Genomic DNA, 23,416 nt, shown 5'->3' on the forward strand with positions numbered 1-23,416 from the left:
GCGCCTTCAAGACCGCCATCGCAGGCAAGCCAGCTCCCACAAGGGGGCGTGTCAACTCAGGGAAATCGTTAGCGGGTCGACACGGGGCGTTTCACCCAGACTGGCGAGAGGCTCGAGCCCGAGCCGGTGACATACAGCACCGCTGCCTCACCACGCTCCAACGCAACCGGCTTCACATCGCCGACTTTCTTGTCACCGTCATACAACGCCAGGCTCACTTTCACCGGGTTGATCTCACGCTCGCCACGGCCCTTGGCAGCCACCGACTTGACCACATCGGTCTTGCCGTCGGCGGTTTTCAGGGTCAGGGCCTTGTCGCTGAGGTTCTGTACGCGCACCAAGGATTTTTGCTTGTTCTTGAACGGTGGCTCTTCGATCAACTGCGGCTGGCCGCTGCCGCTGTTGACCAGGGTGTAGTAGTGGTCGGCAGCCAGCTTGACCGGCAGGGTCTGGCTGCCGACCTTAGCGCTGTAGTCACCGCCGGGCATGAAGCTGAAGTCGCTGCTGGCCAGTGGCGCAACGTCGCTGAGGTTGGTGCTGCCAACGGTGGCGCTGACTTCCTGGTTGCTGGCGTTGTAGATGCGCACAAAGCTGGAGCCTTTTGGCGCAGTCGGGCCGTACAGGGCGGCGTCACCGCCAGCGAAGGCCGACAGGGATACGAAGCTCAGGCCCGCAGCGATTGCCAGGGTTTTAGCGAGACGACGAGGAGTAGTAGTGAAAGTCATTGTGAGTTACCTCTCTTTCAGTTTTGCGCCCGGTCGGGCGTCTCGGATTCAGATGTGTTGATTGCCATGTTCTGTTGGCGCGAACCGGCTTGTTTAAGCTGCGCAACCCAGGCCGGGTCGGCATCACCGATTTCGTTGTTAACGGGCAGATAACGTTCAGGAAACTCCCAGATCAGCACCTGCGGCGGGCTGTTCTTGAAGTCATCACTTTTGAGGTAGCTGAGCATCGGCAGGATCGGGCCGTGGCCGTCTTCGGCATAGCTGACCACGTCGCTGTGCAAGGCTTGCTTGAGCGCACCGACGAAGTTCCAGTTGGGGTTGGCGCTGTAGCTGGTGCCCACCAGGGCCACCGGGGTTTCGCTGTCGCTGAACAGCGCGTCGTCACCTTTTTCTTCGACCAGGTGGGTGACGCGTTTTTCCAGCGGCTCTTTAGGCGGCATCAGGTTTTCGAACAGCGGGTCCAGGGGCAGGAACAAACGCAAGTCGCCTTTATGTGGCTCGGTTTTCTCAGCCTCGGTGACAAAACGCTGCGGCTCGCCGCTCAGAGGGGTCTTGTCGGCAATCGCCTTGGCCAATTGCTTGGCGGCGACTTCGGCACCGTCCGGTGTCCAGTGAGTGTCGGTGCGCAGGAACACTTGCTTGCCACTCAGCTTGGCCTGTTGCAGCGGGCCAAGCAGGTCCGGGGCCGGGATGTTGTCGGCAGCCACTCGAGCGTGGAAATCCTGGTACAGGTTGGCGTGCACGCTGGCCGGTTTCACTTCACCCAGGTGCTCCGGATACAGGCGCACCTTGGCCGGCACGATCGCCATTACCAGTTGGATACCCTGGGCCTTGAGCTTCTGGCGTACGCCTTCGACCAGCGCGTAGTTGCCTTGCAGGTTCTGGTCTTCGTTGACGGCGGGGTTGAACTCCTCGTCGCTGTACAACCAGTGATCACGGCCCAGCACCACGCCAGGGCGGCCTTCATTGAACAGCTTGTAGTCCAGCGCCGCCCACAGGTTGGTGCCCAGGCGCTTGATCGGGAACTCGTCGTCGTAGTGGGTCTCGACGGCTTTGGTCCAGCGACCGTTGAGCACGGTGGCATCGGCGTTGGTGCTGAAGCCAAAGAAGCTGCGCAGCGACCAGGCGCCGAGTGCCAGCAACAGCACCAGGAACAGGCTGATGTAGAGGACGCGTAATGAACGGGTCATGGTCGGCTCCCTCAGAATTGGAAGTAAAGGAACGGCGAGAAACTCTGCGCCGACAGTTTGAGAATCGACGCCACGAACAGCAGCAGCACCGCAGCGCGCATGGCGTAGCGTGGCCAGTCAGCGGTCCAGTAGGCCGGTTGCACGGCAGCGTCACGGCCCACGCTGAAACCCGGCTCGTGGATGCTGCCAGGGTTGTCGCCGGGTACGGCCTTGATCAGGCTCGGGTCGGCTGGCTTGGCCTTGTCGGCCGGGCGGTTGGTGTAGAAGTCGCGCAGGCCGAAGAACGCCAGTGTTGCATAGGCCACCACCAGGGTTGCCACTTGCAGGCCGGTAAGGTTGGCGCGGTTGAGTTCCGACAGCGACCACTCGCTGAAGCTGAACATCGCACCGTACATACGCCCGGCAACGTGCAGGTTTTCGGCGCGGAAGATCACCCAGCCCATTACCACCAGCAGGAAGGTGAAGGCCCAGCGCAACACATTGAAACTGCGCGGCGCGGTGTTCAGGCCGATGGCTTTTTCAATCGCCAGCCACATGCCGTGCCAGGCGCCCCACACGATGTAGGTGATGTTGGCGCCGTGCCACAGGCCACCGAGCAGCATGGTCAGGAACAGATTGCGGTAGGTGGTCAGGGTGCCTTTGCGGTTGCCGCCCAGGGTGATGTACAGGTAGTCACGCAGCCAGGTGGACAGGCTGATGTGCCAGCGCCGCCAGAACTCGGTGATCGACTGGCTGATGTAGGGCTGCTTGAAGTTTTCCATGAAGCGGAAACCCATCATCAAACCCAAGCCAATGGCCATGTCGCTGTAGCCGGAGAAGTCGAAGTACAGCTGCGCGGTGTAGGCCAGTGCGCCGAGCCAGGCGTCACCCGTGGTGGGGTTTTGCAGGGCGAAGCAATGATCGGCCACCACCGCGAGGGTGTCGGCAATAAAGACCTTCTTGATGAAACCCTGCATGAACCGCGTGCAGCCCTCGGAAAATTTATCCAGGGTGTGGGTGCGGTTGTTGAACTGGTCGGCCAGGTCGCGAAAGCGCAGCACGGGACCGGCGATCAGGTGCGGGAAGATCGCCACGAACGCTGCGAAGTCGATGAGGTTGCGGGTGGCCGGGGTGTCACCACGGTACACGTCGATGATGTAGCTGATGGACTCGAAGATGTAGAACGAGATCCCGATCGGCAACAGCACGTGGGTGAGGATGAACGGCTCCAGGCCCGCCGACTTCATCATCACGTTGATGCTGTCGACGCCGAAGTTGGCGTACTTGAAGTAGCCGAGGATGCACAGGTCGACCGCCACGCCGAGCAATAGCCAGCGCTGCGCCGGCTTGGTGCGAACGCCCGCGGCACCGACCTTGAGGCCGATCCAGTAGTTCCACAGCGTGACGGCCGCGAACAGCGCCAGGAAGTCCACTCGCCACCAGGCGTAGAACACGTAGCTGGCAATCAGCAGCAGCAGATTGCGATAGCGTTGCCCGCTCAAATAGTACAAGCCGAGGAAGATCGGCAAGAACAGAAACAGGAACACATTGGACGAGAAAACCATCCCGATCTCTCCATGTTTAACCAACAGTCAAGGGCCAGAGCCCCCCCAAACCCCCCACGATGTCGGGGGAGGTTGTGATCGTTCCCACGCTCTGCGTGGGAATGCCTCTTGTGGCGCTCTGCGCCACGCTTTGGGACGCACAGCGTCCCGTGCTGCATTCCCACGCAGAGCGTGGGAACGATCAGCGACTAGCTGCCTTTGTTGCCTTTTTCATGCGCCGGGTCGTAGACCTTGGTCAGGTCACCGCCCAGGCGGAAGGTCTTGAACGGTTGCATGCCATGCTTGCGTTCGATCACATCCGGCGCGCAGGTGTAGAGGGAGCAGAAGGGCTCAAGCCAGGCAAATTTCATGTCTTCCTTGAGGTCCTTCATGTCCTGCTCTTTGCCGTTCTTTTGCTCGAAGATGTCCGGGTCTTTCACCCCGGCTAGCACCTTGTCACCCAGGCGCTTGAGCGCGCTGTTGTTTTCCTGGCGCAGGTCCACGCCGTTGACCAGCGCAAAACTGGCGATCATCGACAGCGGCGGCAGCGCGTAGTTGTGGTACGACAGGGCGCGCTGCTGGCGCTTCAATTCGTTCGGCAGGAAACCCTGGTCATCGACCTGGTTCACGCCGACCTTGTATTCCTTCACCGCCCAGTCAAACAGGTCGCGGCGGTTGGTAGCGATGGACGTTGCCATCACCGACCAGGCGGCCCAGTAGGAGTGGTTGTTGGTTTTTTCCAGGGGCAGGTTGTCCCAGTCGCTCACCACCTGGTCGGCCAGCTTGTTGAACCAGGCTTCGATTTGCTGGGCTTCCTGCGGGTGCTTGGCCAGCGGCTGCGACTCGGAGAACTTCAAGCGCACATAGGCCGAGGCCATGCTGCCCAATGCCCATTTGCGCATGGACTTGCCGGTGTGGTTGAAGTCCTTGGACATCAACGCATCGGCCTTGGCCCATGACACCAGCCAGTTCAGGGTGCATTCGAGCTGCTGTGGGCGGCCGTCACGCATGAACTGCATCACACGTTTGCTGGTGTCTTTTTCCAGCTTGGTGATATCGGCGGTGCTGTCGCGAAAGGCTTTTTCCGACTGCACATTCAGGGTCGAACGGGCCTTGTCGGAGCCTTCGTATTTGCTGCGAAACTGCAACGGCCCGGTGTAGGGCGTTGGCATGCTGTCGCAATCATTCTTGAAGTCGCCGGTCTTGAACGCTTCGATCGGTGCGAAGTAACCCTGGGGCGGACGCAGCGGCGCGGCGGCGTTGGCTGCCCCGGCGAAGATCGCCAGGCCCAGCAACGATGGAATCAGTAACTTCTGCATAAGTAACCTCATTGCCCCGTTGACGCGGTCTGTTGACCACCGGCGGGGAATACGTTGCGTGTGCAAATTTTCGCTTCAACCTTCTGCGCTGCAGCGCCCGCTTCGGGGCCCTGCACTTCCACGGCCAGCAAGTTCTGCGAGGCCCAGTCTTCATCGGTGCGCAGTTCAAAGGCGAAACGCCCGTCTGTATCGGATGTTTCGGGTTTCTCGATCTTGATGTCCTCGTGGCGCCCGTTCATGTACCAGAGGGTGGCTTGCAAGGTTTTCACCGACGGATCGGCGAAGCGGATATCGACCTGATGGTTGGCGTTGCGCAGGTCTTTGTTCGCGCTGTTGACCATCAGTTCGTTTTTGCCCGGTTTGAGCGTGGTACTGGCCGACATCTGCGCGGTCTTGCCTTCGCAACCGTTGTCCAGCAGCGCCATCATCTGGCGGTAGATGGTTTCCTGGTCGAGGCGGTACAGCGGCGAGAATTCCCAGATCAGGATCTTCGGCGGGCTCTTCTGAAATTCATCGCTGCCCAGGTACTGCAGCATCGAACCTTCCAGGCCACCGCCGGGGAAGGCAACGTTGAGGATGTCGGCGCCGATTTCTTCTTCCAGAAAACCTGCGAAGTTGTAGTTCTTGCCACTGTGGCTGGTGCCCACCAGGGTGATCTGCGGGTTGCCCGAATCGCCGAACAGGTCGCCGTCACCGGCTTCGCCCTTGGGCTCGGTGGTGAACTGGTCCATGTACTGGATCGCATAGCTGGTGCCACACAGTTGCCCGGCCATGTTGTGCAGGGTGCCGGTCTTGCCCATGCGGCCCGAGCGCTTGGTCTCGAACTCACGCTTGGGAATCTCGGCATATTCCGGCATCTGCTTGACCTTGGCCGCGACGATTTTCGCGGTGCGCTGGGCGCCGTAAGGGGTCCAGTGCTGGTCGCCACGGAAGTAGAAGTCGTGGGCCGGCAATTCATCCGGCAGTTGTTCGTTGGTCAGCGGCGACAGGTCTGGCACCACGTAACCCATCTTGGCGAAGCGGCCGAGCATGGTCTTGTAGTTGGTCAGGGCCTTGTCGAAATCGTACTTGGCCTTTTCCTCAGGGTTGAGCTTGTTGCGGTTCACCAGGCCACGGGTTGGCTGGTAGACCACCACCAGTTCCACGCCCTTGCTCTTGAACGCATCGTGCAGCTGCTGCATGCGCTTGTAGCCGGCCGGGGTGGTGTCGAATTCGGTGCGCAGGTCTTCCTGGGTACGGAACAGCCAGTCGCCCTGGGCTTGTACCAGGGTGGTGAAGTTCTGCTGGTAGCGCGTGGTGTAGTTCTTCGCGTCATGGGCGGCCGGGCACAGGCTGCAGCACGGCTCGGCGGTGAAGGTCGGGGCTTTCACTTCATCGGCGCGTACGCCCTGGCTGGCCGCCAGCAGGCCGAGGGTCAGACCCGAGAGGCTCAGCAGTTTGATCATGTGTGGGTGCATAAGGGTCATCCTCAGTCCTGCAATTCGGTCTGGCGTTCGACGGGGTCGATCAGCACGGCTTTCTGCTGGCGCACCAGCAGGTCGAGAATTTCTTCCTGGCGGTCACCCAGGATGCCGGAGAAGCTGATGCCGCTGGATTTGGTCGGCGCCAGCATTGACACGCGATACAGTTCGATACTCAACGGCGAATCGATGGACAGCGGCCCGCTGCCGTTACCCGCCAGTTCCCCGCCGACCACGATCAGCGACACCTTGGCGTCGAACGGGTCGAGGGCGATGTCGCGGTCGGTGTCGGTCAAGTCCTTGATGTGGCCGTACACGCCGGTCAGCCCGTTGGCCATCGAGGTGTTTTCGTAGAGCTTGATGTTCACGCTGTTACGCACGCGGATCCCGTGGCGACGGTTGCTGATCACCTTGTTGCCCCACAGCAGGTTGTCACCGCTCTCATAGAGGGTGATGCCGTCGGTGTGGTTGCGGTAGATCTCGTTGTCGGCGATCAGGTTGTTCACGCTGTTACGGTCGATCACCAGGCCCGAGAGCTTGTTGTCATAGCTGCGGTTGTTGAAGATGAAGCTGTCGTTCACCTCCCGGGAAATGATGATGCCGTGCTTCTTCTTGGTGCCGTAGACGGTGTTGTCCGCGATGATCAGGCCGTGGGAACGGTCATGGGGGTCAATGCCGTAGACGATGTTGTCTTTGTAGGTATTGCCCTTGATCACAAAGCCTGTGGTCTCGTAGCAGTAGAAGCCGTACCACATGTCCGAGAACTCGGAATCGATGATCCAACCGGTCGGCTCGGGGCGCTTGAGCACCTTGGCCATGTTCGGCGTGTACTGGGAAATACTCACCCCGTACGACTTACTGTTGGCGTAACCGAAGCTGGCCATCTTCGTTTTGGAGATATAGGTCTCGGTGCCGCCCCAGGCCAGCAGGAACGGGCGGAACTCCTTGGCCGACTTGAACAGCGCCGGGCCGTTGGCTTTTTCATCCCAGCCGGTGACCTTGGTATCGCGCACGAACAGCTGGCCGTCGTTGATCAAAAACGAACCGGCTTGCTGGGACAGGCGCAGTTCCTGGGTGTTTTTGTCGATGTCGAGGATGCCTTTACGGCCCACCACGATCGGCAACTTGGCCAGGAACACTCCCGGCGAGGTTTCGCTGAAGTAGTGCTTGGGCACTTTGCCCAGCAGGTCCTTGAGGTTCATGTAGCCGTCGTCGACGAAGATCGCCTGGGGAATGCCATGCTGGCGCACCACCCATTCGGCCATCTTGTTATCGCCGCCGATAAAGTCCTTGAGCGCGTCTTCCTGCATCATGCGGCGGATGCTGATTTTGCCCGCCTTGGTCTTGACGATTTTCTTTTCCATCGCCTGCGCGGTGTAGCCCGACAGGTCGGGCAGCGCCGGCTTGGCCATTTCCAGCGGCGCGGTGGGCGGGCTGGAAATGGTGTAGGTCTTGGCCTGTTGCAGTTCCTTGGCGATGGTCGGCGCCTTGGCCGCCGTATCGGCGAACGCTGTGGCGCTGGCCATCAGCATTGCCGCGACGAGTAGGCTTTGAGCATTCATGGCGCAGGCTCCCATCAGAATTTCCAGACCACGTCGACAAACGCGCGGTGCATGTAGGAGTCGACCTGGCTGCCATAGGCATCGCCGGGCTTGAACACGCCGGCACGCAAACGCACCAGCGCCGATGGCTCGTCGATCGACTGGCTCAGCGCCGCAGGTAGCAAGCCTTTCTTGAAGTACTTGGTGACCACCAGGTCCATCTCTTGCCCGAGGTCTTTCTTGCCGTCTTCAAGAGGCAGGGAGGTGCTGGAGAGGATCGCGCCGGTGACGTCATCGGTGTTGTTCTGCACCGCGTCGATGCCGTTGCTGCCCACCGGCTTGTTGCCGTCCACGCGCCAGAACTTGTGGTACACCAGGCTGGCGTCGTAGTCCTCGCGCAGTTGCCAGGAACCGAACAGGCTCATGGACTGCATGTTGTTCATCTCGCCGCGAAAGGCTTCACCGAAGCGATGCACGCGAGACTGGGTACCGGTCCAGTTCGAACGGTTGCTTTGCAGGCCGTTCTGTTCGTACTCGGCACTGGCGCGCGAATAGGCCGCGCCGACTTGCCACTGCGGGTCCAGGCGCAGGCGCACGCCGATGTCGGTGGCCCAGCCGCTCAGGTCATCGCTGCGCTTGGCGCTGGTGGGGCGTGTGCCGTCGGCGTTCAAGGCGTTGACCTTGTCGCGGTCGCCGCGCATGCCGGTGATGCTGGCCCAGTAGTTGACGGTGTTGGTGTTGCGCCAGTTGTAGGCGTCGCTGTTGGCTTCGATGCCCAGCCAGGTCAGGTCGCCGTTTTCGCGCTTGTCCAGCGGGTCGCTGGCGACACCCGGTTCGGCGTAGTCGAGCTTGCCGTCGTCGTGGGTGTGGTGGCCGCGCACGCCGATCCACTGGCCCGGTGTCCACTGGTAGGCGGCGTCGGCGTAGAAGTGCTGGCGGTCTTTGTCGACCGGTGACAGTTCCTTGAGGTCGGTGCGGTATTCGCTGAAGCGTTCGGCGGCGCCGACATTGGCCTTGAGCAAGGTGGTGTCGAAGGTCCAGTTCAGCGCTTCGATGTTGGTGTCGCGCCATTGGCCGTCGTCATTGCGCAGGCGCTGGCGGCCGAACTTGAGGATCTCGCCGGGGTAGGGCGTGAAGCCGCTGTAGCCGACCCAGAACTCACGCAGGGCCAGGTAGTTTTTCTTGGCCTTACGGTCGTCGTTGCTCGACTGCTGCTCGGTGGTGTCATCGGCCGACTGTTGCAGGGTGTCGGTCTCGATGATGTCGCTGGACACCACGGCCTGGCCCATGGCGTAGGCGCTCCACGCGCCGCTTTCGCCGTAGATCCAGGGGCGCAGGTCGAGGCCGATGCCGTTGACGTCGCCGCCTTTCTGGGTGCCGAGGTCGCGGTCATCTTCAGACTGCGCGGTGGCTTTGACTTCCAGGCCGAAGTTCTTGGCTTCGGTGAGCGCGGCCAGGGTCGGGCACGACCACAGCAGGGCGAAGGTCAGGCCGATGCCGGCCTTCACGAATGGGTTGAGCTTCATAGGGATTCCTCGCCGTCTTCTTCTTGCAGGGCGTGCAGTTGCAGCGTGCTTTGGGCCAGGGTGCCGCGGGCGGCCAGTTCCTGTTGCACCAGGCGTTGGCCTTCGGCGCGTTGCGCAGGCGTCAGCGGCGCTTCGAGCTGGGTGGCCAGGTCATTGGCTTCTGGCGTGTCCTGGGCCTTGGCCAACTGGCTGAAGACATAGGCGTTCAATGGGTCGGGCTTGGTGCCCTTGCCTTGGGAAAACAGTTGGGCAATGGCGAAGTCGGCGCTGTTCTGGCCGTTGCGCGCTGCGGTCAGCAGGTGGTCCAGGGCTTTTTGCGGGTAAACCTTGCCCAGGTAGCCACGGCGGTAGATCTGGCCGAGGTAGTAATCGGCGGCCACTTCACGGCCCACGGCTTTCTCGAAATGCGCCTCGGCGGCCTTGGCATCGGCGGGCACCCACTTGCCTTCGTAGTAGAGCTTGCCCAGCAACAATTCGGCGCGTGGCTGGTCGGCGGCGCGGCCGTTGTCGAGGTACTTCATCATCTGGTCGACATCGCCCAGTTCAGGGAAGTCGTAGAGCAGTTGCGCCAGGCTGACCCAGGACGCCGGGTAGCCGGGAGCGATTTTTTCCAGCAAAGCCTGGGCGGTTTTTTCGTCCGGGGTGCCGAGGGTGGCATCGCCGAGTACGCGGGCGACGCTGTCGACGCGCTGGGCGGTGACGGTGCCACGGCTCACGCCTGCTTCCATTTGCTTGAGCAGTTCGGCCTGTTGTTCCGGCTGCTGTTTTTTCTGATAGACCGTGGCCAGCTCGACGTAGCAGATATCGGTGGTGTTCAGCGCGGCTTTGCAGATGCGCTCCACATCATCCAGATGCTGGTCGTAGGTACCTTGGGTGCGATACAGCAGCACCTGGGCCAGGCCGGCCTCCGGGTAACCCGCCGCCTGCCATTGGCTGATCTGCTGTTGGGCATTCACATTGGGGAAGCTGTGCGGGTATTGCAGATACAGCATCGCGAGCGGGATCAAGGTATTGCCTTCGCCATTGGCAAAGGCCTTTTTCAGCAGGCTTTCGGCTTCATGGTGCTCGGCCTCAGTGGCGCCCGGCTTGGCCGCCAACAGGCGACCCAGGCGTGCCTGGGCGCGGGGCGAGGTGTCTGCCGCCGCACGGTAGGTGGCTTCGGCCTGCTTGATTTGCGCCGGGTCGCGTGTGCCGACCTGGATATCGGCCAGGCCCACCTGGGCCTCGCTGTAGCCCAGTTCCGCCAGTTGCTGGTAATTCTGCTGTGCGGTGACGGTGTCGCCGCGCTTGAGGGCTTCGTTGGCCAGGCGCTGGTCGGGCAGGCCGGCGCAACCGGCTAGGCTCACGGCCAGTGCCAGCGCGCAGTACGCAGAGGCCAAGTGAAATCTGCTCTGTGTGGGAGCTGGCTTGCCTGCGATGGCATCGCTGCGGTGCAACTGATGCACCGAGTCGCCTGCATCGCGGGCAAGCCCGGCTCCCACATGGGTCAACGGTGTATTTGGAAGAGTCACAGGCATGTCCTCGCTTACAGACCGTGGGCCATGGCTTTGTCGATCAGCCAGTTCAGCGATGGGCCACGGTCGCTGGTGACTTCCACCGGGCGACCGGCGTAGGTGCTGTCCAGCGGTGCGTCAGGCTTGATCTGCACGCGGATGTCAGAAGACAGGTCGGCGCTGTTCAGGCTGGTGCTGCTGACGATGGTGCCGGTGCGCACTTGTTCTTCGTCGGCGACCTGGAAGTTCACCTGCGTACCTGGGCGCACGTCACCGAACTGGCGATAGCTGAAGCGCGCTTCTACATTGGCTTCGCTGCCGCGGGGTACCAGTTGGAAGATCACATCGCCTTTGCTGGCGTACTGGCCGTCGGCAACCAATTGCTGGGCCACCACGCAATCGCAGGGCGAGGTCAGGGTGCCGGTCATTTGCTTGCCGAACAGCTCTTCAACCTTGGCCGGTTGCAACTGGTCTTCGTCCAAGTGGCCCTTGAGCACATCGAGCATGCTGGTGCTGAAGGTTGCCAGTGGCGCGCCTTTGGCCGCTACCGAATCACCCTTGAGCAGGCTTTGCACGGTGCCGTCACGGGGCATGGTCACGTTCATGCCCGGTACGCTGACGAGGCCGGCCTGGGCGTGGCTGACGAAGTACATGCCGTAGAGCGACTTGACCACAAAGCCGAAGGCCGCCAGGCCGACCAAAAAGATCGCCAGGCTGAAGGTCACGGCGCGCAGGCGACCGAACGCGGTCATGCCGCTGCCGCCGTCCTTGACCTTGCGTGCCTTGGTGAAGTTGTCGCGTTGCAGGGTCGCGAGCACGTCGCCCATGGTCACGATGTCGCCGGACAGGTGCGACGTGATCAGGTGGCGCAGGGTGGAAATATCCTGGGCATCGAGGTTCTGGAACTGGCAACCGGTGCGGCCGGTCTGGCGGTCGTAGGAGCGAATCTGCAGCTCCACGTCCATGGCCAGGCCGAGGTTATCGATCACGAACTGCAGGCGGCCTTTGTGCACTTGGCCGATGGTGAGCGGCTGGGTGGCGGTGAAGGCCAGGCCGCCGGCGGACAGGTCGATAACCTTCGCCTCAGTCGGCGTGCGGTCGCTGTTGAAGAAGCGCAGCTTGGCCGGGATTTTTACCCGGGCGTGTTGGCGCTGGGCTTCGGATTCGTGGACAACGTTGGCGTTTACTTGGCTATTCATCGGGTGTAATTCCTAGGTTAATTCAGGCTTGGCAGGGTCAGACCATCATCAGCAACACGGCAACGAAGATGCTGCCGGCGGAGAAGGTCATGGTCCGAGACGACCAGGTGTTGAACCAACGTTGAAAGCTGGCCAAATCGCGGGTCAGTTTGGTGTCCTGGCGGGTCCAGGACTGTTGATCAAGGCGGAAGAACACGTAGATCTTCACCAACGCGCCCATGATCTGGTTGTAATAGAGAATCAGCGGGTAGGCCGGGCCAATCTTGTGGCCGGAGCACGACAGCAGCAGGGTGAGGATCAGGCGGGTAATGCCGATCCATAGCAGGTAGGCGAGGATGAACGCGCCGCCGTACTTGAACGTGGCGATCATCGCGACGGTCAGGCCGAGCAGAGAGGTCCACATCGACACGCGCTGGTCGAACAGCACCACGCTGGTGAACAAGCCGAGGCGACGCACGCCCAGGCCCAGGGCACGGGAGTTCTGGCGCAGGTTGTTGCCGTACCAGCGGAACATTAGCTTGCGGCTGGCTTTGATAAAGCTCTTTTCCGGCGGGTGTTCCACGGTGTTGATCGCCGCATCCGGCACGTAGAAGGTGTCGTAGCCCAGGCGCATCAGGCTGAACCAGCTGGACTTGTCATCACCAGTGAGGAACTTGAAGCGGCCCAGGCGCCAGTGTTGCAGCGAGTCGCTTTCCACGTCGGCGATAAAGCCCGGGTCAGTCACTACGCTGGCACGGAACACCGACATGCGCCCGGTCATGGTCAATACGCGCTTGGACAGGGCCATGGAGCACATGTTGATGTGGCGTTGGGCGAAGCGCAGTTTGTGCCATTCGCTCATGATGTAGCCGCCGCGCACTTCGCAGAATTCGTTGGTGGTCAGGCCACCGACATTGCCGAACAGCTGGAACCACGGCACGGTCTTGCGCACCACGCCTTCGGCCAGCACGGTGTCGCCATCGATCACGGCCACCACGGCGCGGTCGTCCGGCAGGTGGCGCGAGATGGCGCGAAAACCGAAGGCCAGGCCGTCGCGCTTGCCGGTACCGGCGATGCGCACGAAGTCGAGCTTGACGTGAGCCGGCGGGTTGAGCTTTTCCCAGAGGCTCTTGACCAGCAGCTCATCGGACATTTCCACCAGCGAGCACACCACGGTGGTGGGGAAGCCGCAGTCGATGGCTTCGCGAATCACCGAGCTGTAGACCTGGGCGGTGGTCAGCGCGTCGATACGAAAACTGGTGACCATCAAGAACACATGGGACGGGTCGGCGGCCTTGCCCAGCTTGCGCACTTTGCGGCGCAGGTGCGGGTACACCACGTACAGGAACAGCATGCCGCGAAAGAAATGCGTCGCGCCCATCGAGTAGCGCCAGATACCCACGGCACCAATCAGGAAAATAAAATTCTTCGATTGCGAATCGAAGGTGCTCGCCGGCAACAGCAGGGCGAGACCCATCAGCAGGCTGAGAAAGAACAGCCAGCCGGCCGATTGCAGAAATACATGTTTTAACTTGGACATAAGCGTCATCCGCAAGGTGAGGAGGCTTCAGGCTGCAAGCGCTGGGGATAAAGCCACTTGCAGCCTGAAACTTGCCGTTGCTGTTACCAGCAAATACCTTCGGTACGGCCGCTCACGCTGGTGGCCTTGGACATGAAGCCCACCAGGTCGACCACTTGTTTGCCTTCCGGAGCGTTATGCGCCAGGGCACGGAACTTCTCGTCACGGTTACCGAGGATGATCACGTCGGAGTTGTTGATCACATCATCGAAATCCGAGTTGAGCAGGGACGACACGTGGGGGATCTTGCCTTCGATGTAGTCCTTGTTCGCGCCGTGTACACGGGCGTATTCGACGTTGCTGTCGTAGATGCTCAGGTCGTAGCCCTTGCCGATCAGCATTTCTGCCAGCTCTACCAGGGGGCTTTCGCGCAGGTCGTCGGTGCCGGCCTTGAAGCTCAGGCCCAGTAGCGCAACTTTGCGTTTTTCGTGGCTGGAGACGATGTCGAAGGCGTTCTGTACCTGGGACTCGTTGCTGCGCATCAGCGAGTTGAGCAGCGGCGCTTCCACGTCCAGGGAGCCGGCGCGGTAGGTGAGGGCGCGCACGTCTTTTGGCAGGCACGAGCCACCGAAGGCGAAGCCTGGGCGCATGTAGTACTGGGACAGGTTGAGGGTCTTGTCCTGGCAGACCACTTCCATCACTTCGCGACCGTCGACGCCGACAGCCTTGGCAATGTTGCCGATCTCGTTGGCGAAGGTGACTTTGGTGGCGTGCCACACGTTGCAGGTGTACTTGATCATTTCGGCGACGGCGATGTCCTTGCGGATGATCGGCGCATCGAGTTCTTCGTACAGCGACTGCAGGACATCGCCGGAGGCGGTGTCGAACTCACCGATGACGGTCATCGGCGGCAGGTCGTAGTCGGCGATGGCGGTGGATTCACGCAGGAACTCCGGGTTGACCGCGACGCCGAAATCAACGCCGGCTTTCTTGCCGGAGCAGTCTTCGAGGATCGGGATCACCACGTTGGCCACGGTGCCTGGCAGTACGGTGCTGCGCACCACGATGGTGTGGCGGGTGGTCTTGTCACGCAGTACAAAACCGATCTCGCGGCATACCGATTCGATGTAGTTGAGCTCCAGGTCGCCGTTTTTCTTGCTCGGCGTACCGACGCAGATCATCGACAGGTCGGTGTCGCGGATGGCTTCGGCGAAGTTGGTGGTACCGCGCAGTCGACCGGTTGCGATGCCTTGGCTCAACAGTTCGCCCAGACCTGGTTCAACGATGGGGGATTTACCCGCATTGATCAGGTCGATCTTTTCCTTGGAGATGTCTACGCCGACCACTTCATGGCCACGGGCAGACAGGCAACCGGCACACACGGCGCCAACGTAACCCAAACCAAATATGCTGATGCGCATCGCAATTACCTCTATGTTTAAATCATGCCATTAGATGGCCGGAGTTCATGTTTGCAAGCGTCACTGATGCCGCGAAAGTTAGGCGAATAGACGCCGACTTACCGCGTGCAGGCATGTTAAATAGCGAGTGACTAACTATTGCACTCAAGTTGTGCGCAACGTGGCCTTGTTATTGGGGCTTGCCCTGAAATGCAGCCGGTTTTCCGTGGCGGAAGGGTCCGGCGCCAGTGCCGCTGGGCTTTGATACAGGCAAGAAGCCTTTTGATATCAATGCCTTGGGTGTTAACACTGGCTCATTTAGGTCAGCGCTGCCTTGGCCTTTAGGGGGTTGGCAATGAGTCCTTATCGCCGCCCTCAACTCAATCAGTTGATGATATGACCCTCGAGCCAAAGTGCTTTATGACAACTTGGCTACTTCCATTGGTCGGTATGTAAGTCATCTCTTACGTAAACAGAGAATTTCGTTACCGGTGGTATGAGCGGTGCTTCAGGACGAAGTTCCGGGCCGCTCATCCCCTTTCCGGAAATTTTTTGAAATATTAGAAAAGATGGCACTAGTACTATATTGATAGCACTTGCTATTTAGGCCAGTAGTTATGGGGAGTTGGTGCGAGAGGATAGTTTTGTGCCACTACCGTTAAAAAAAAGTGGTGCCACTACGAAAAAAACCGACGAGTGTCGAGTGAAGAAAATGTTAGGGATGTGTCAGGATATTTTTTGACGCCAAATAAATGACGGTTCCGAGGCTGAAATGCAGACAAAAATGTGGGAGCTGGCTTGCCTGCGATAGCGCTCTAGCAGAAACACATGAGTCGGCTGACCTACCGCTATCGCAGGCAAGCCAGCTCCCACAGTTGATGTTGTTGGCTGGACAGGCCTTATTCCGGTGCGTGATCGCGCAAAAACACCAGGTTGTCCGGCTTGGACTGCTCCGCATTGAAGCGGTAACCCTGCACATCGAACTGCTTGAGCTGTGCTGGGTCGTTGATGCGTTCTTCAATCACAAACCGGCTCATCATGCCTCGGGCCTTTTTGGCGTAGAAGCTGATGATCTTGTACTGACCGTTCTTCAGGTCCTTGAACTCGGTATTGATGATCCGCGCCTTCAACGCCGTGCGCTTGACCGCCGAAAAATACTCATTGGACGCCAGGTTGAGCAGCACATCGTCGCCTTGCTCGGCCAGTGCTTCATTCAACCACTCGCTGATGCGCGTACCCCAAAAAGCATAGAGGTCCTTGCCACGGGCATTGGCCAGCTTGGTGCCCATCTCCAGGCGGTACGGCATCATCAAATCCAACGGGCGCAGCAAGCCGTAGAGCCCCGAGAGCATGCGCAGGTGGTCCTGGGCGTAGCTGAAATCGGCATCGCTGAACGTCTCAGCATTCAGGCCGGTATACACATCGCCCTTGAACGCCAGCAGTGCCTGCTTGGCGTTGTCCGGAGTGAAGGCCGGCGTCCAGCTGCCGAAGCGCGCGGCGTTGAGGCCACCGATCTTGTCGGAGACGTGCATCAGCTCACTGATTTGCGCCGGGCTCAGTTCGCGCAGTTGCTCGATCAGTTCCTGAGAGTGGTCCAGGTACTGCGGCTGGGTGAAGCGCGCAGTGACCGGCTTGGACTCGAAGTCGAGGGTTTTGGCGGGGGAAATCACCATCAGCATGAAGTTGGCTCCTGGAATCGTGGCGTGTAGCGTGGGCGCGATTCTAGGGGGTTGGGCGTTTTGACTCCACCTATGATGGTGATAGGCACATTATAGCGGCCGAGGTAGCCGTAGCGTTCGTCGTCCTTGTGCTGGTTTTTCGGGTCTTGTTCGCCGGTAGCGGTGTGCTGCTGGTTGTAGCGCGGGTGTTCGAAGGTGTAGAGCAGACTTTCCTCGCCGGCCTAGATTTCGCAGCGGATGTCGGATGCTAAGCCAGCATGCTGGTGATGATGTCGGGCACGGTCTGGTTCTGGAAAGTTCGCCAGTTGGAGCGCAGGTTGAAACGCGCCAGAGTCGGTTCGACCACGGAGGTGTAGCGGGTACGGCTAAAGCTGTTGTCACCCGGCTGCCAGGTCGAGCATGCGGTAGACGTGGTGATCTGATACTCGACTTCCTGTGCAAGGATTTTCGTCCTCGATGCTTTCAGTTATCGAGAGGAAACTCTTTTTTGAATTTATCAATAACATTATTAAAGTGTTCATTATTTGGTTCGATGAGAGTAGCAGGGAGCTGAGCTAGTGGGTGTTGCATTAGTGGGTGATCAAAGCTTGATGGATTTTTAAGGTTAGCCCACTCCCGGATTCTGAGAAATGCAAGAATTTCGTATGGGAAGAGCATGCGTTCTTCATAATCAAATTCAAGCACGTTATTCTGTTGTGGTGTTCTTGCATTTGAAAGGTGAAAGTCCGCCATTGAAGAAATTAATACTTGTAAGAGTGCCTGGTCTGCAGTGTCCCAGTTAATGAGGGCTTGCTGGTATGGGGAGAGTTCTGGCGGGTATGAGTATGGTGATGTGTCTATGTCTTTGTTAGTGCTTTTTGCGTAGAGCTCTATCAGAAACCAGAAGTGGCGAAATAGCGTACCTACTTGATGTTTCTCATTGTTCTGGAAGTTCAGTAGTGGCGTATCTAGACCCCTTATTATTATGTTGAATAGTAGGGCGCATTGATTCTTCCAGCCCGAAATTGCTGCCAGGGAAAGTGAAAGCACTGACACTGCCGGGAGAATTGATCCGCCTTTTCCGCTATTGGCCAGTGTTTCTTTCAGCTCAACCATTTGGCCATAATAGAACGATGCATTTGCCAGTTCTTTAAAGTCGTGGTTGTTGTTAAGTGCAGTGCTTTCATAGTGAATTAGATGCCAGGTTGCTAGATTTTCGGCTTGATCTCCTAAGGTGTGCGCAATATCTTGTCCATTCAGGTAGTCGGTAAATGCCCTTGCCGGCTCATCTAGAAATAGTTCTTTTGGTGTGGGGGTGCTGATCCAGTTATTTATCCATTTTCTGACTTTTTTATCAAGCTTAATTGTATTTGTAATTGAATTCATTTGTTATGTCCTTGTTGCTAGGTTGTAAGTTTTGCCGATCGATTGTGAAGCTTGCTGCATCCTTTCTTAAGATTATCTACAAATACATCATACTTTTCGTGTGCCGGAGGAAGTTTGTTTTTTTTGCATCTTGTAACCAGCCTTGTTGTTTCGAACATTGTGCATCGTAGTCGGAACTTTGCTGTAGTTACCGCTCCACTGATGGTTACGCTGCGGTTGCCACCGATGCTGGTGGTTTCGTTCTGGCCGACGTCCTCCGCGCGGTGGTTGCCGATTGAGATGGTTGCGTTGTGCTCGACCCGCTCCTTGCGGTCCTTGCCGACGAAGATGCCGTTGTTGTTTTTGATAGGGACGTTGTTATTTTTTGGCATGGATAAGCACCTCTTGGTGCCCCAGCTCATCCTCAAAGCGCAGCTCATTGAAGCCATCGCTTTTATGGGTTCGGCTCTTGATGGTGATCCGCGTCTTGTGTTTGGGCAGCTCATACGGCGGCAAATTGGTCACGCGGTAGTTGCGGCCCGTGGTGATGGGCTGGTCGGGGTCGCCATCCAAAAAGCTGATGATCAGTTCCTGATCCACACGCGGCAGGGCCATGGCGCCCCAGGTCGCACCGGTCCAACCCTGAGCCACACGCATCCAGCACCTACTCTGGTCGTTGTTTTTGTCCGAGCGGTCCCACGTGAACTGCACTTTTACCCGCCCCCCTTCATCGCAACATTCTTCGGCGGCGAGGCGGGCGATGAAATCGAGGTCGGTTTCACCGGCCTGAACGCAGTATTCGCGAGGTTGGTGTTCGAAGCAGATTTCGCTGCGGATGTCGGTCAGTTTCTGCTCGGCCAGCATGTTTGTGATGATGTCGGGCACGGTCTGGCTTTGAAAAATTCGCCAGTTGGAACGCAGGTTGAAACGCGCCAGATTCGGTTCGACTACGGCGGTGTAGCGGGTGCGGCGAAAGCCGGTGTCGCCTTGTTGGAACAGGCTAACCAGGCCGTGGACGTAGCGCACCAGGGGGGGCAACCGCCGGTTGCCAAATATGTGTGGCTTTCATGAAGAGTGCGCAATCAATATTAATACCAATCGATTTGTGGTGTTTCACCTAGATTGTGTTTTATCCATGTTTCACGCCTTTCGGAACTTAAGCCGAAATCGGAAATGTCTTCGTACCCTAAATCAAGACTCATTTTAAGGTCTTTGGAAAGGTGAAAGGTGGCGGTGGTCCATGGTGAGTTAGTATCCTTTTTGTATATAAGTCGAAGTGTTTGGAAGTGTTCTTCCAGTTCTTCTATATTTTCGTTTATGTAGCCGTAACTGCCTTGAGGCTTTTTGTAGAAGATACTTATGCTCCAAACGTCTTCAATCATCTCGGTTCTTATCCATGCTTCTATGAAGTCATCAGGCACGGTGTCAATTAAAAATTGACCGATTAGAGTATAGACTTGCTCTTGTGGTGGTAGGTTCTCTTGCATGAATTACTCCTGGCTATCCGCCATGCTTATTTGCATAGGTTATTGGGTCTTGTGGTATGCCATCTATCCATTGCTTAATTGTTACTTTGTCGGGTCTGAGTGAGTCTCCATTGTATCTTGGGTTTATTTCGATGCGTACATCTTTGTTGTCTTTTAATGCTTTTTCCCAAGAATTTTCTAGCTTTTTGTAGGCGCTGTTATTGAAATTGCCATTTTGTGCAAAATGGTTCATCTCGTCAGTCGGGCCGTCAAACCGACGTCCTACGAAATGCCCGCCTTGGTCATCAGGTAGTCGATCTTTTCCTCCTGCAGTTTTTTGGGCATTTGGGTTTCTCGTCTGAGACTTGTTTAGCGTTAAAGTGCCTTCAACTTTTGTCACTCGTCCATGACTGTCAAGCTGATATGTGTATCCGTTTTTTGTATGCGTAGTCGGCCTTTGTGGTTGTATCTTTGCGCCGTTGTCTGCTTTTGGGGCTAAAGGCTGCTCCGACGCATGTCGTTCTGCTGCATTTTTTGAAAGTCGTTCCGATGCCTCTTTTATTGCTCTCTGCGTTGCCTGTTGCGCGGCCTCTGATCCGAGACGGTTCGCGCCCTTGCCAACCAGCACACCTCCCTTTATTGCATCTCCCACAAATGGTATCGCCGCGACTGCGCAGAGGCCAGCATTGACTGCATCGCCCTCTGCCGCATAGATCCCTGCGTTGATCAGGTCCGGGATAGCCCCCAGTCCAGGCACGAAGCCCAACGCGTCCAAGCCGCCGTGAACCCATGGGCTCGCGCTGCCCCACCAGCCTTTTTCCGAATCTGTTTCGGCCTTGATCGGCGGATTGGCCTGCGCGGCGGGGACCGCAGCGGGTGCGGTTTCTCCCACTACGCGGCCAATGGTATTGCCATTGGCGTTCGTCCCACCGGGAGTTCGATTCAGGCGTGGATGAGGGTAGTCGGGCAGGGGAACAGGTAGTGCTTCTTTTTGTAGCGCCACATACTCGGCATAGGTCATTTCCTGTTGGGTCAGGAGCGTCGCTCCTTCATAGACCTGAACAGTCACGCCCCAGCCGTTCTCAAAACTAGCGAAGACCTTGCCGCCATAAGGTACGAAGGACTTGTTGACGTTGATCTCTAATGGCTCCGCCATGCTCTAGACCCCATTCATCCAAAACATGTCGTCATGGCGCACCACCAACTTGCCTTCGGCGCGTACGCTGCTGCTCTTCTCCAACGGGTAGCATTTGCCGCCGACTGTGTTGCTCTTGATACCTTTGGCGGCGCCAGCTCCATCCCCCTTGGTGGTCGGCACCAGGCTCTTGTCGAACACCACCACTGGCCTGCCGTTGGCACGTACTGATTTGGCCACGCCGGTAGCGGTTTTCAGCTCGGCAGTGACCGGGTAGGGCACCGGTGGTATGGCGCTGCCCATCGGGGTCTTGCACACGTCGGGGACGATACTGACGACCTTCCATTTGCCTTGTTTGCGAGCGATGACGTTATCGGCCATGTCAGAGCGCCTCCTTCGCTGCGCGTTTGATCAGCGGTGCATTCGGATCAGTCTCGAAGCGCGCTTCCAATACGCGGATGCCCAGGTGATTGGGCAAGCTGATGCGGTGGGTGAGCGCCAAGGTCATGGCTTCGGTGTCGATGCGCAGCGTATCGGTGAGCATGGGCAATGGCAGCATGGCGCCTTTGTGCAGGCGCATTAGGACAAACGGGCGATGGCCGGGCAGTTCGACGCACAATGTGCCGTCGGGCGTGAGGCCAGGGGCGGTCAGGTTGAACAGTTCAAGACGAAACGCGGGCGGCGGAAATTCGATCTGTTGATCAACCGGCGCACCGTTCCAGTAGGCAAAGTCGAAATCCCGTGGCAAGCCCGGCCAGCGTTCCCGCTGCCAGTCCTCGTCATAGCTCCCGGCCAAGGGCAGGCGAGGCGCCCAGGCACGCCCCACCACGCCGAATCCAACCGGGTGGTTTTTGTAGTTGGCCGCGAGCTGCGCCATGCCACGGGCGTCCGGTTCATCCTCGGGGTGTTTGACCCGATCCAGACGCCACACCGGTTTATCGATGGGCTCGATCTGTGGCGCGGGAAGTTCGCGCAGCGGCTTGTCCAGTTGATAGCCAAGGTCTTCTTGACGCTTGTCGATCCAGCCGCAGCCCAGTGGGTTGCTGTAGCAAACTTCGTTGAGCAGATAGGGCGGGGTGTTTTCATCAATCGCGTGTTCGGGATTAGGCACTACGCTGCTGCCACCGAAGGCATATTCCCAGCGCAGCGGAACACATGTTGCGGTCTGAGGTTCGGACAATTGCCAGCCGCCGAACAAGCTGTGATGGAATTGGCGAGGGCCGGTGAATTTGAGTTGCTTGTCCAGCAAGTAATGGCGCCTCGGCGCCTCGGCCCGACGCTTAAAAGCTTCTTGCCGGGCGGCTTGCCATTCCATTAGCTGGTACTCGGTCAGGCGTTCGCCGGGACTCAGCGGCGTCGGCAGGGGCACCTCGATGTTGGGCGGTGGCGCCAGCGGCGCACTGATGCGCAGCCCGGCGGTCCACTGCGTTGCTGGTTGGCCTTGTGGCGCATGAGCATGGCCCGCAACGATCACATCACAGCGTGGTTTGAATGGCGCCAGGTCGCTTTCCTCGCAGACGCTGCTTGCCCCTTCCTCGCCGTAGTAGCGATCAGCGGTGCATAGGGCCAACGGATCCTCATCCAGTACCTCGGCCCGAAACTGCCCCGGCTGCTCGTCAATGGGTATCAACCGATAGCCCACCTTCAAAACCAGCACCGGGTACTCTTGGTCGTCCATGCCCAGGGCGCTGAAACACAGCGCATCAAAAGGCGTCAGATTGCGAAATTCCATGACGCCCCCTAGTTGATATCCACGTCTTTGCCGTTGATCTGCACCGCGCCGCTGGCGCTGAAATCGAAGGTGCGGCCATTGATCAGTACGGTGCCGTCGGACTTCATCACCAAGGTGGATTTGCCCACCGTGACCTTGAATTCATCCCCGGCGTCGATGGTGAATTTCTTGCCCACCGCCACCGATTTATGGATGCCGACCTGCTCGCTTTGGCTCAGGCCCACGGTGGTGTTCATGGCCGCGCCAACGCTGGTCTGGTAGGCCGCGCCAATCGTTAATGCCTTGGCTAAACCGATGGTTTCAGCTTTGGCCAGCTTGATGGTCTCTGCCTTGTTGCCACCGATGGTCACGCTGCGGTTGGCACCGATGCTGATGGTTTCGTTCTGGCCGACGTCCTCGGTGCGGTGGTCGCCGATGGAGATGGTTTCGTTGTGCTCGACTCGCTCCTTGCGGTCGTTGCCAACGAAGATGCCGCTGTTGTTTTTGATGTGGACGTTCTTGTCCTTTTCGGCATGGATAAACACTTCCTGATGCCCGAGTTCATCCTCAAAACGCAGCTCATTGAAGCCTTCGCCTTTATGAGTTCGGCTTTTGATGGTCATCCGTGTCTTGTGCTTGGGCAGCTCATACGGTGGCAGGTTGGTTTGCCGGTATGCCCGACCGATAGCGATAGGCTGATCGGCATCGCCATCAAGGTAGCCGATGATCAGTTCCTGACCCACACGTGGGATGGCCATGGCGCCCCAAAGCTCTCCCGCCCAGCCTTGAGCCACACGAATCCAGCATGAGCTGTGATCGTTGTTTTTGTCAGCGCGATCCCACGGAAACTGCACTTTCACCCGGCCCCATTCATCGCAGTAAATCTCTTCCCCTGGCGGCCCGACCACCGTGGCGATCTGCGGGCCGTCGATGCAGGGTTTGGCACGCAGCGGCGCCTTCCAATCTGAGGTCCAGCGGATGGCGCTGGCGGTCATTTCATAAGACGTGCCGCGGTCGCTGCCGAACGCCTCTTCCTGCAAGCTGGTGTGCTGTTTGCCTTCGTGGGTGATGGCGATGGTGCGCCAACGGTCGTTGAAGTCTTCGCGGGGATGCTCGTTGAGGTCGAAGGCGAGCCCCGGTTGCAGGCGTGCGTCGTCACCGGCCAGGTGCGCCAGTTTGGCGTCATTGCGCAGGGCGGTCAGCCGGG

19 protein-coding genes and 1 pseudogene are annotated in these 23,416 nt (G+C 58.7%); all 20 read right to left on the reverse strand.

The features are described 5' to 3' along the window. Window positions 1-68: 68 nt before the first annotated feature. On the reverse strand, window positions 69-725 hold the full coding sequence (locus E1K68_RS05715) for an alginate O-acetyltransferase AlgF (RefSeq protein ID WP_034134560.1): 657 nt from the start codon (window positions 723-725) through the stop codon (window positions 69-71). Between the two features lie 17 nt (window positions 726-742). After that, complete coding sequence (locus E1K68_RS05720; RefSeq protein WP_057710956.1) at window positions 743-1,915, reverse strand: alginate O-acetyltransferase; 1,173 nt, start codon at window positions 1,913-1,915, stop codon at window positions 743-745. Between the two features lie 11 nt (window positions 1,916-1,926). Then, complete coding sequence (locus E1K68_RS05725; RefSeq protein WP_003188730.1) at window positions 1,927-3,459, reverse strand: MBOAT family protein; 1,533 nt, start codon at window positions 3,457-3,459, stop codon at window positions 1,927-1,929. Between the two features lie 188 nt (window positions 3,460-3,647). Next, window positions 3,648-4,757 (reverse strand): mannuronate-specific alginate lyase, encoded by a 1,110-nt coding sequence (locus E1K68_RS05730; protein WP_212613859.1) that lies wholly within the window; start codon window positions 4,755-4,757, stop codon window positions 3,648-3,650. Between the two features lie 8 nt (window positions 4,758-4,765). Continuing rightward, a complete protein-coding gene (locus E1K68_RS05735; RefSeq protein WP_034134644.1) occupies window positions 4,766-6,214 on the reverse strand; it encodes an alginate O-acetyltransferase in 1,449 nt (482 codons plus the stop codon). 11 nt (window positions 6,215-6,225) lie between these two features. Then, entirely contained in the window at window positions 6,226-7,794 is a 1,569-nt protein-coding gene (algG, locus tag E1K68_RS05740) for a mannuronan 5-epimerase AlgG (protein ID WP_212613860.1), read from the reverse strand. Continuing rightward, window positions 7,794-9,284 carry an alginate export family protein gene (locus tag E1K68_RS05745; RefSeq protein WP_054921029.1) on the reverse strand — a complete coding sequence of 497 codons (1,491 nt, stop codon included), beginning with the start codon at window positions 9,282-9,284 and terminating at the stop codon, window positions 7,794-7,796. Before E1K68_RS05745 ends, algG begins: the two co-directional genes overlap by 1 nt. Then, window positions 9,281-10,702, reverse strand: coding sequence for an alginate biosynthesis TPR repeat lipoprotein AlgK (algK, locus tag E1K68_RS05750; protein WP_052224651.1), 1,422 nt, complete (start codon window positions 10,700-10,702; stop codon window positions 9,281-9,283). Before algK ends, E1K68_RS05745 begins: the two co-directional genes overlap by 4 nt. Window positions 10,703-10,809: 107 nt before the next feature. Next, the gene (locus E1K68_RS05755) at window positions 10,810-11,976 is read right to left on the reverse strand and encodes an alginate biosynthesis protein Alg44 (RefSeq protein ID WP_057710958.1); all 1,167 of its coding nucleotides are present in this window, start codon (window positions 11,974-11,976) and stop codon (window positions 10,810-10,812) included. Between the two features lie 37 nt (window positions 11,977-12,013). Beyond that, window positions 12,014-13,495 (reverse strand): mannuronan synthase, encoded by a 1,482-nt coding sequence (gene alg8 / locus E1K68_RS05760; RefSeq protein WP_003188740.1) that lies wholly within the window; start codon window positions 13,493-13,495, stop codon window positions 12,014-12,016. 83 nt (window positions 13,496-13,578) lie between these two features. Next, complete coding sequence (locus tag E1K68_RS05765) at window positions 13,579-14,895, reverse strand: nucleotide sugar dehydrogenase (protein WP_032893483.1); 1,317 nt, start codon at window positions 14,893-14,895, stop codon at window positions 13,579-13,581. Window positions 14,896-15,773: 878 nt separating this feature from the next. Next, window positions 15,774-16,553 (reverse strand): peroxide stress protein YaaA, encoded by a 780-nt coding sequence (gene yaaA / locus E1K68_RS05770; protein WP_003188742.1) that lies wholly within the window; start codon window positions 16,551-16,553, stop codon window positions 15,774-15,776. 247 nt (window positions 16,554-16,800) lie between these two features. After that, a complete protein-coding gene (locus E1K68_RS28125; RefSeq protein ID WP_244885944.1) occupies window positions 16,801-16,899 on the reverse strand; it encodes a contractile injection system protein, VgrG/Pvc8 family in 99 nt (32 codons plus the stop codon). A 116-nt stretch (window positions 16,900-17,015) separates the two neighbouring features. Continuing rightward, window positions 17,016-17,918 (reverse strand): hypothetical protein, encoded by a 903-nt coding sequence (locus E1K68_RS05780; protein ID WP_212613861.1) that lies wholly within the window; start codon window positions 17,916-17,918, stop codon window positions 17,016-17,018. 212 nt (window positions 17,919-18,130) lie between these two features. Next, window positions 18,131-18,923: pseudogene (tssI, locus tag E1K68_RS05790) on the reverse strand (type VI secretion system tip protein TssI/VgrG); the annotation flags it as partial. 62 nt (window positions 18,924-18,985) lie between these two features. Further along, a complete protein-coding gene (locus E1K68_RS05795; protein WP_137204060.1) occupies window positions 18,986-19,384 on the reverse strand; it encodes an immunity protein YezG family protein in 399 nt (132 codons plus the stop codon). Between the two features lie 13 nt (window positions 19,385-19,397). Further along, entirely contained in the window at window positions 19,398-20,519 is a 1,122-nt protein-coding gene (locus E1K68_RS05800) for a DNA/RNA non-specific endonuclease (protein ID WP_137204061.1), read from the reverse strand. A 3-nt stretch (window positions 20,520-20,522) separates the two neighbouring features. Further along, complete coding sequence (locus tag E1K68_RS05805) at window positions 20,523-20,879, reverse strand: DUF4150 domain-containing protein (protein ID WP_137204062.1); 357 nt, start codon at window positions 20,877-20,879, stop codon at window positions 20,523-20,525. A 1-nt stretch (window position 20,880) separates the two neighbouring features. Next, window positions 20,881-22,230: a DUF2169 domain-containing protein gene (locus E1K68_RS05810; RefSeq protein WP_212613863.1), complete on the reverse strand. Its 1,350-nt coding sequence runs from the start codon at window positions 22,228-22,230 to the stop codon at window positions 20,881-20,883. Between the two features lie 8 nt (window positions 22,231-22,238). Then, the coding region (gene tssI / locus E1K68_RS05815) for a type VI secretion system tip protein TssI/VgrG (RefSeq protein WP_244858777.1) at window positions 22,239-23,416 on the reverse strand (1,178 nt) is incomplete at its 5' end.

The sequence above is a fragment of the Pseudomonas sp. B2021 genome (assembly GCF_018135665.1).
Lineage (GTDB): Bacteria > Pseudomonadota > Gammaproteobacteria > Pseudomonadales > Pseudomonadaceae > Aquipseudomonas > Aquipseudomonas lactis.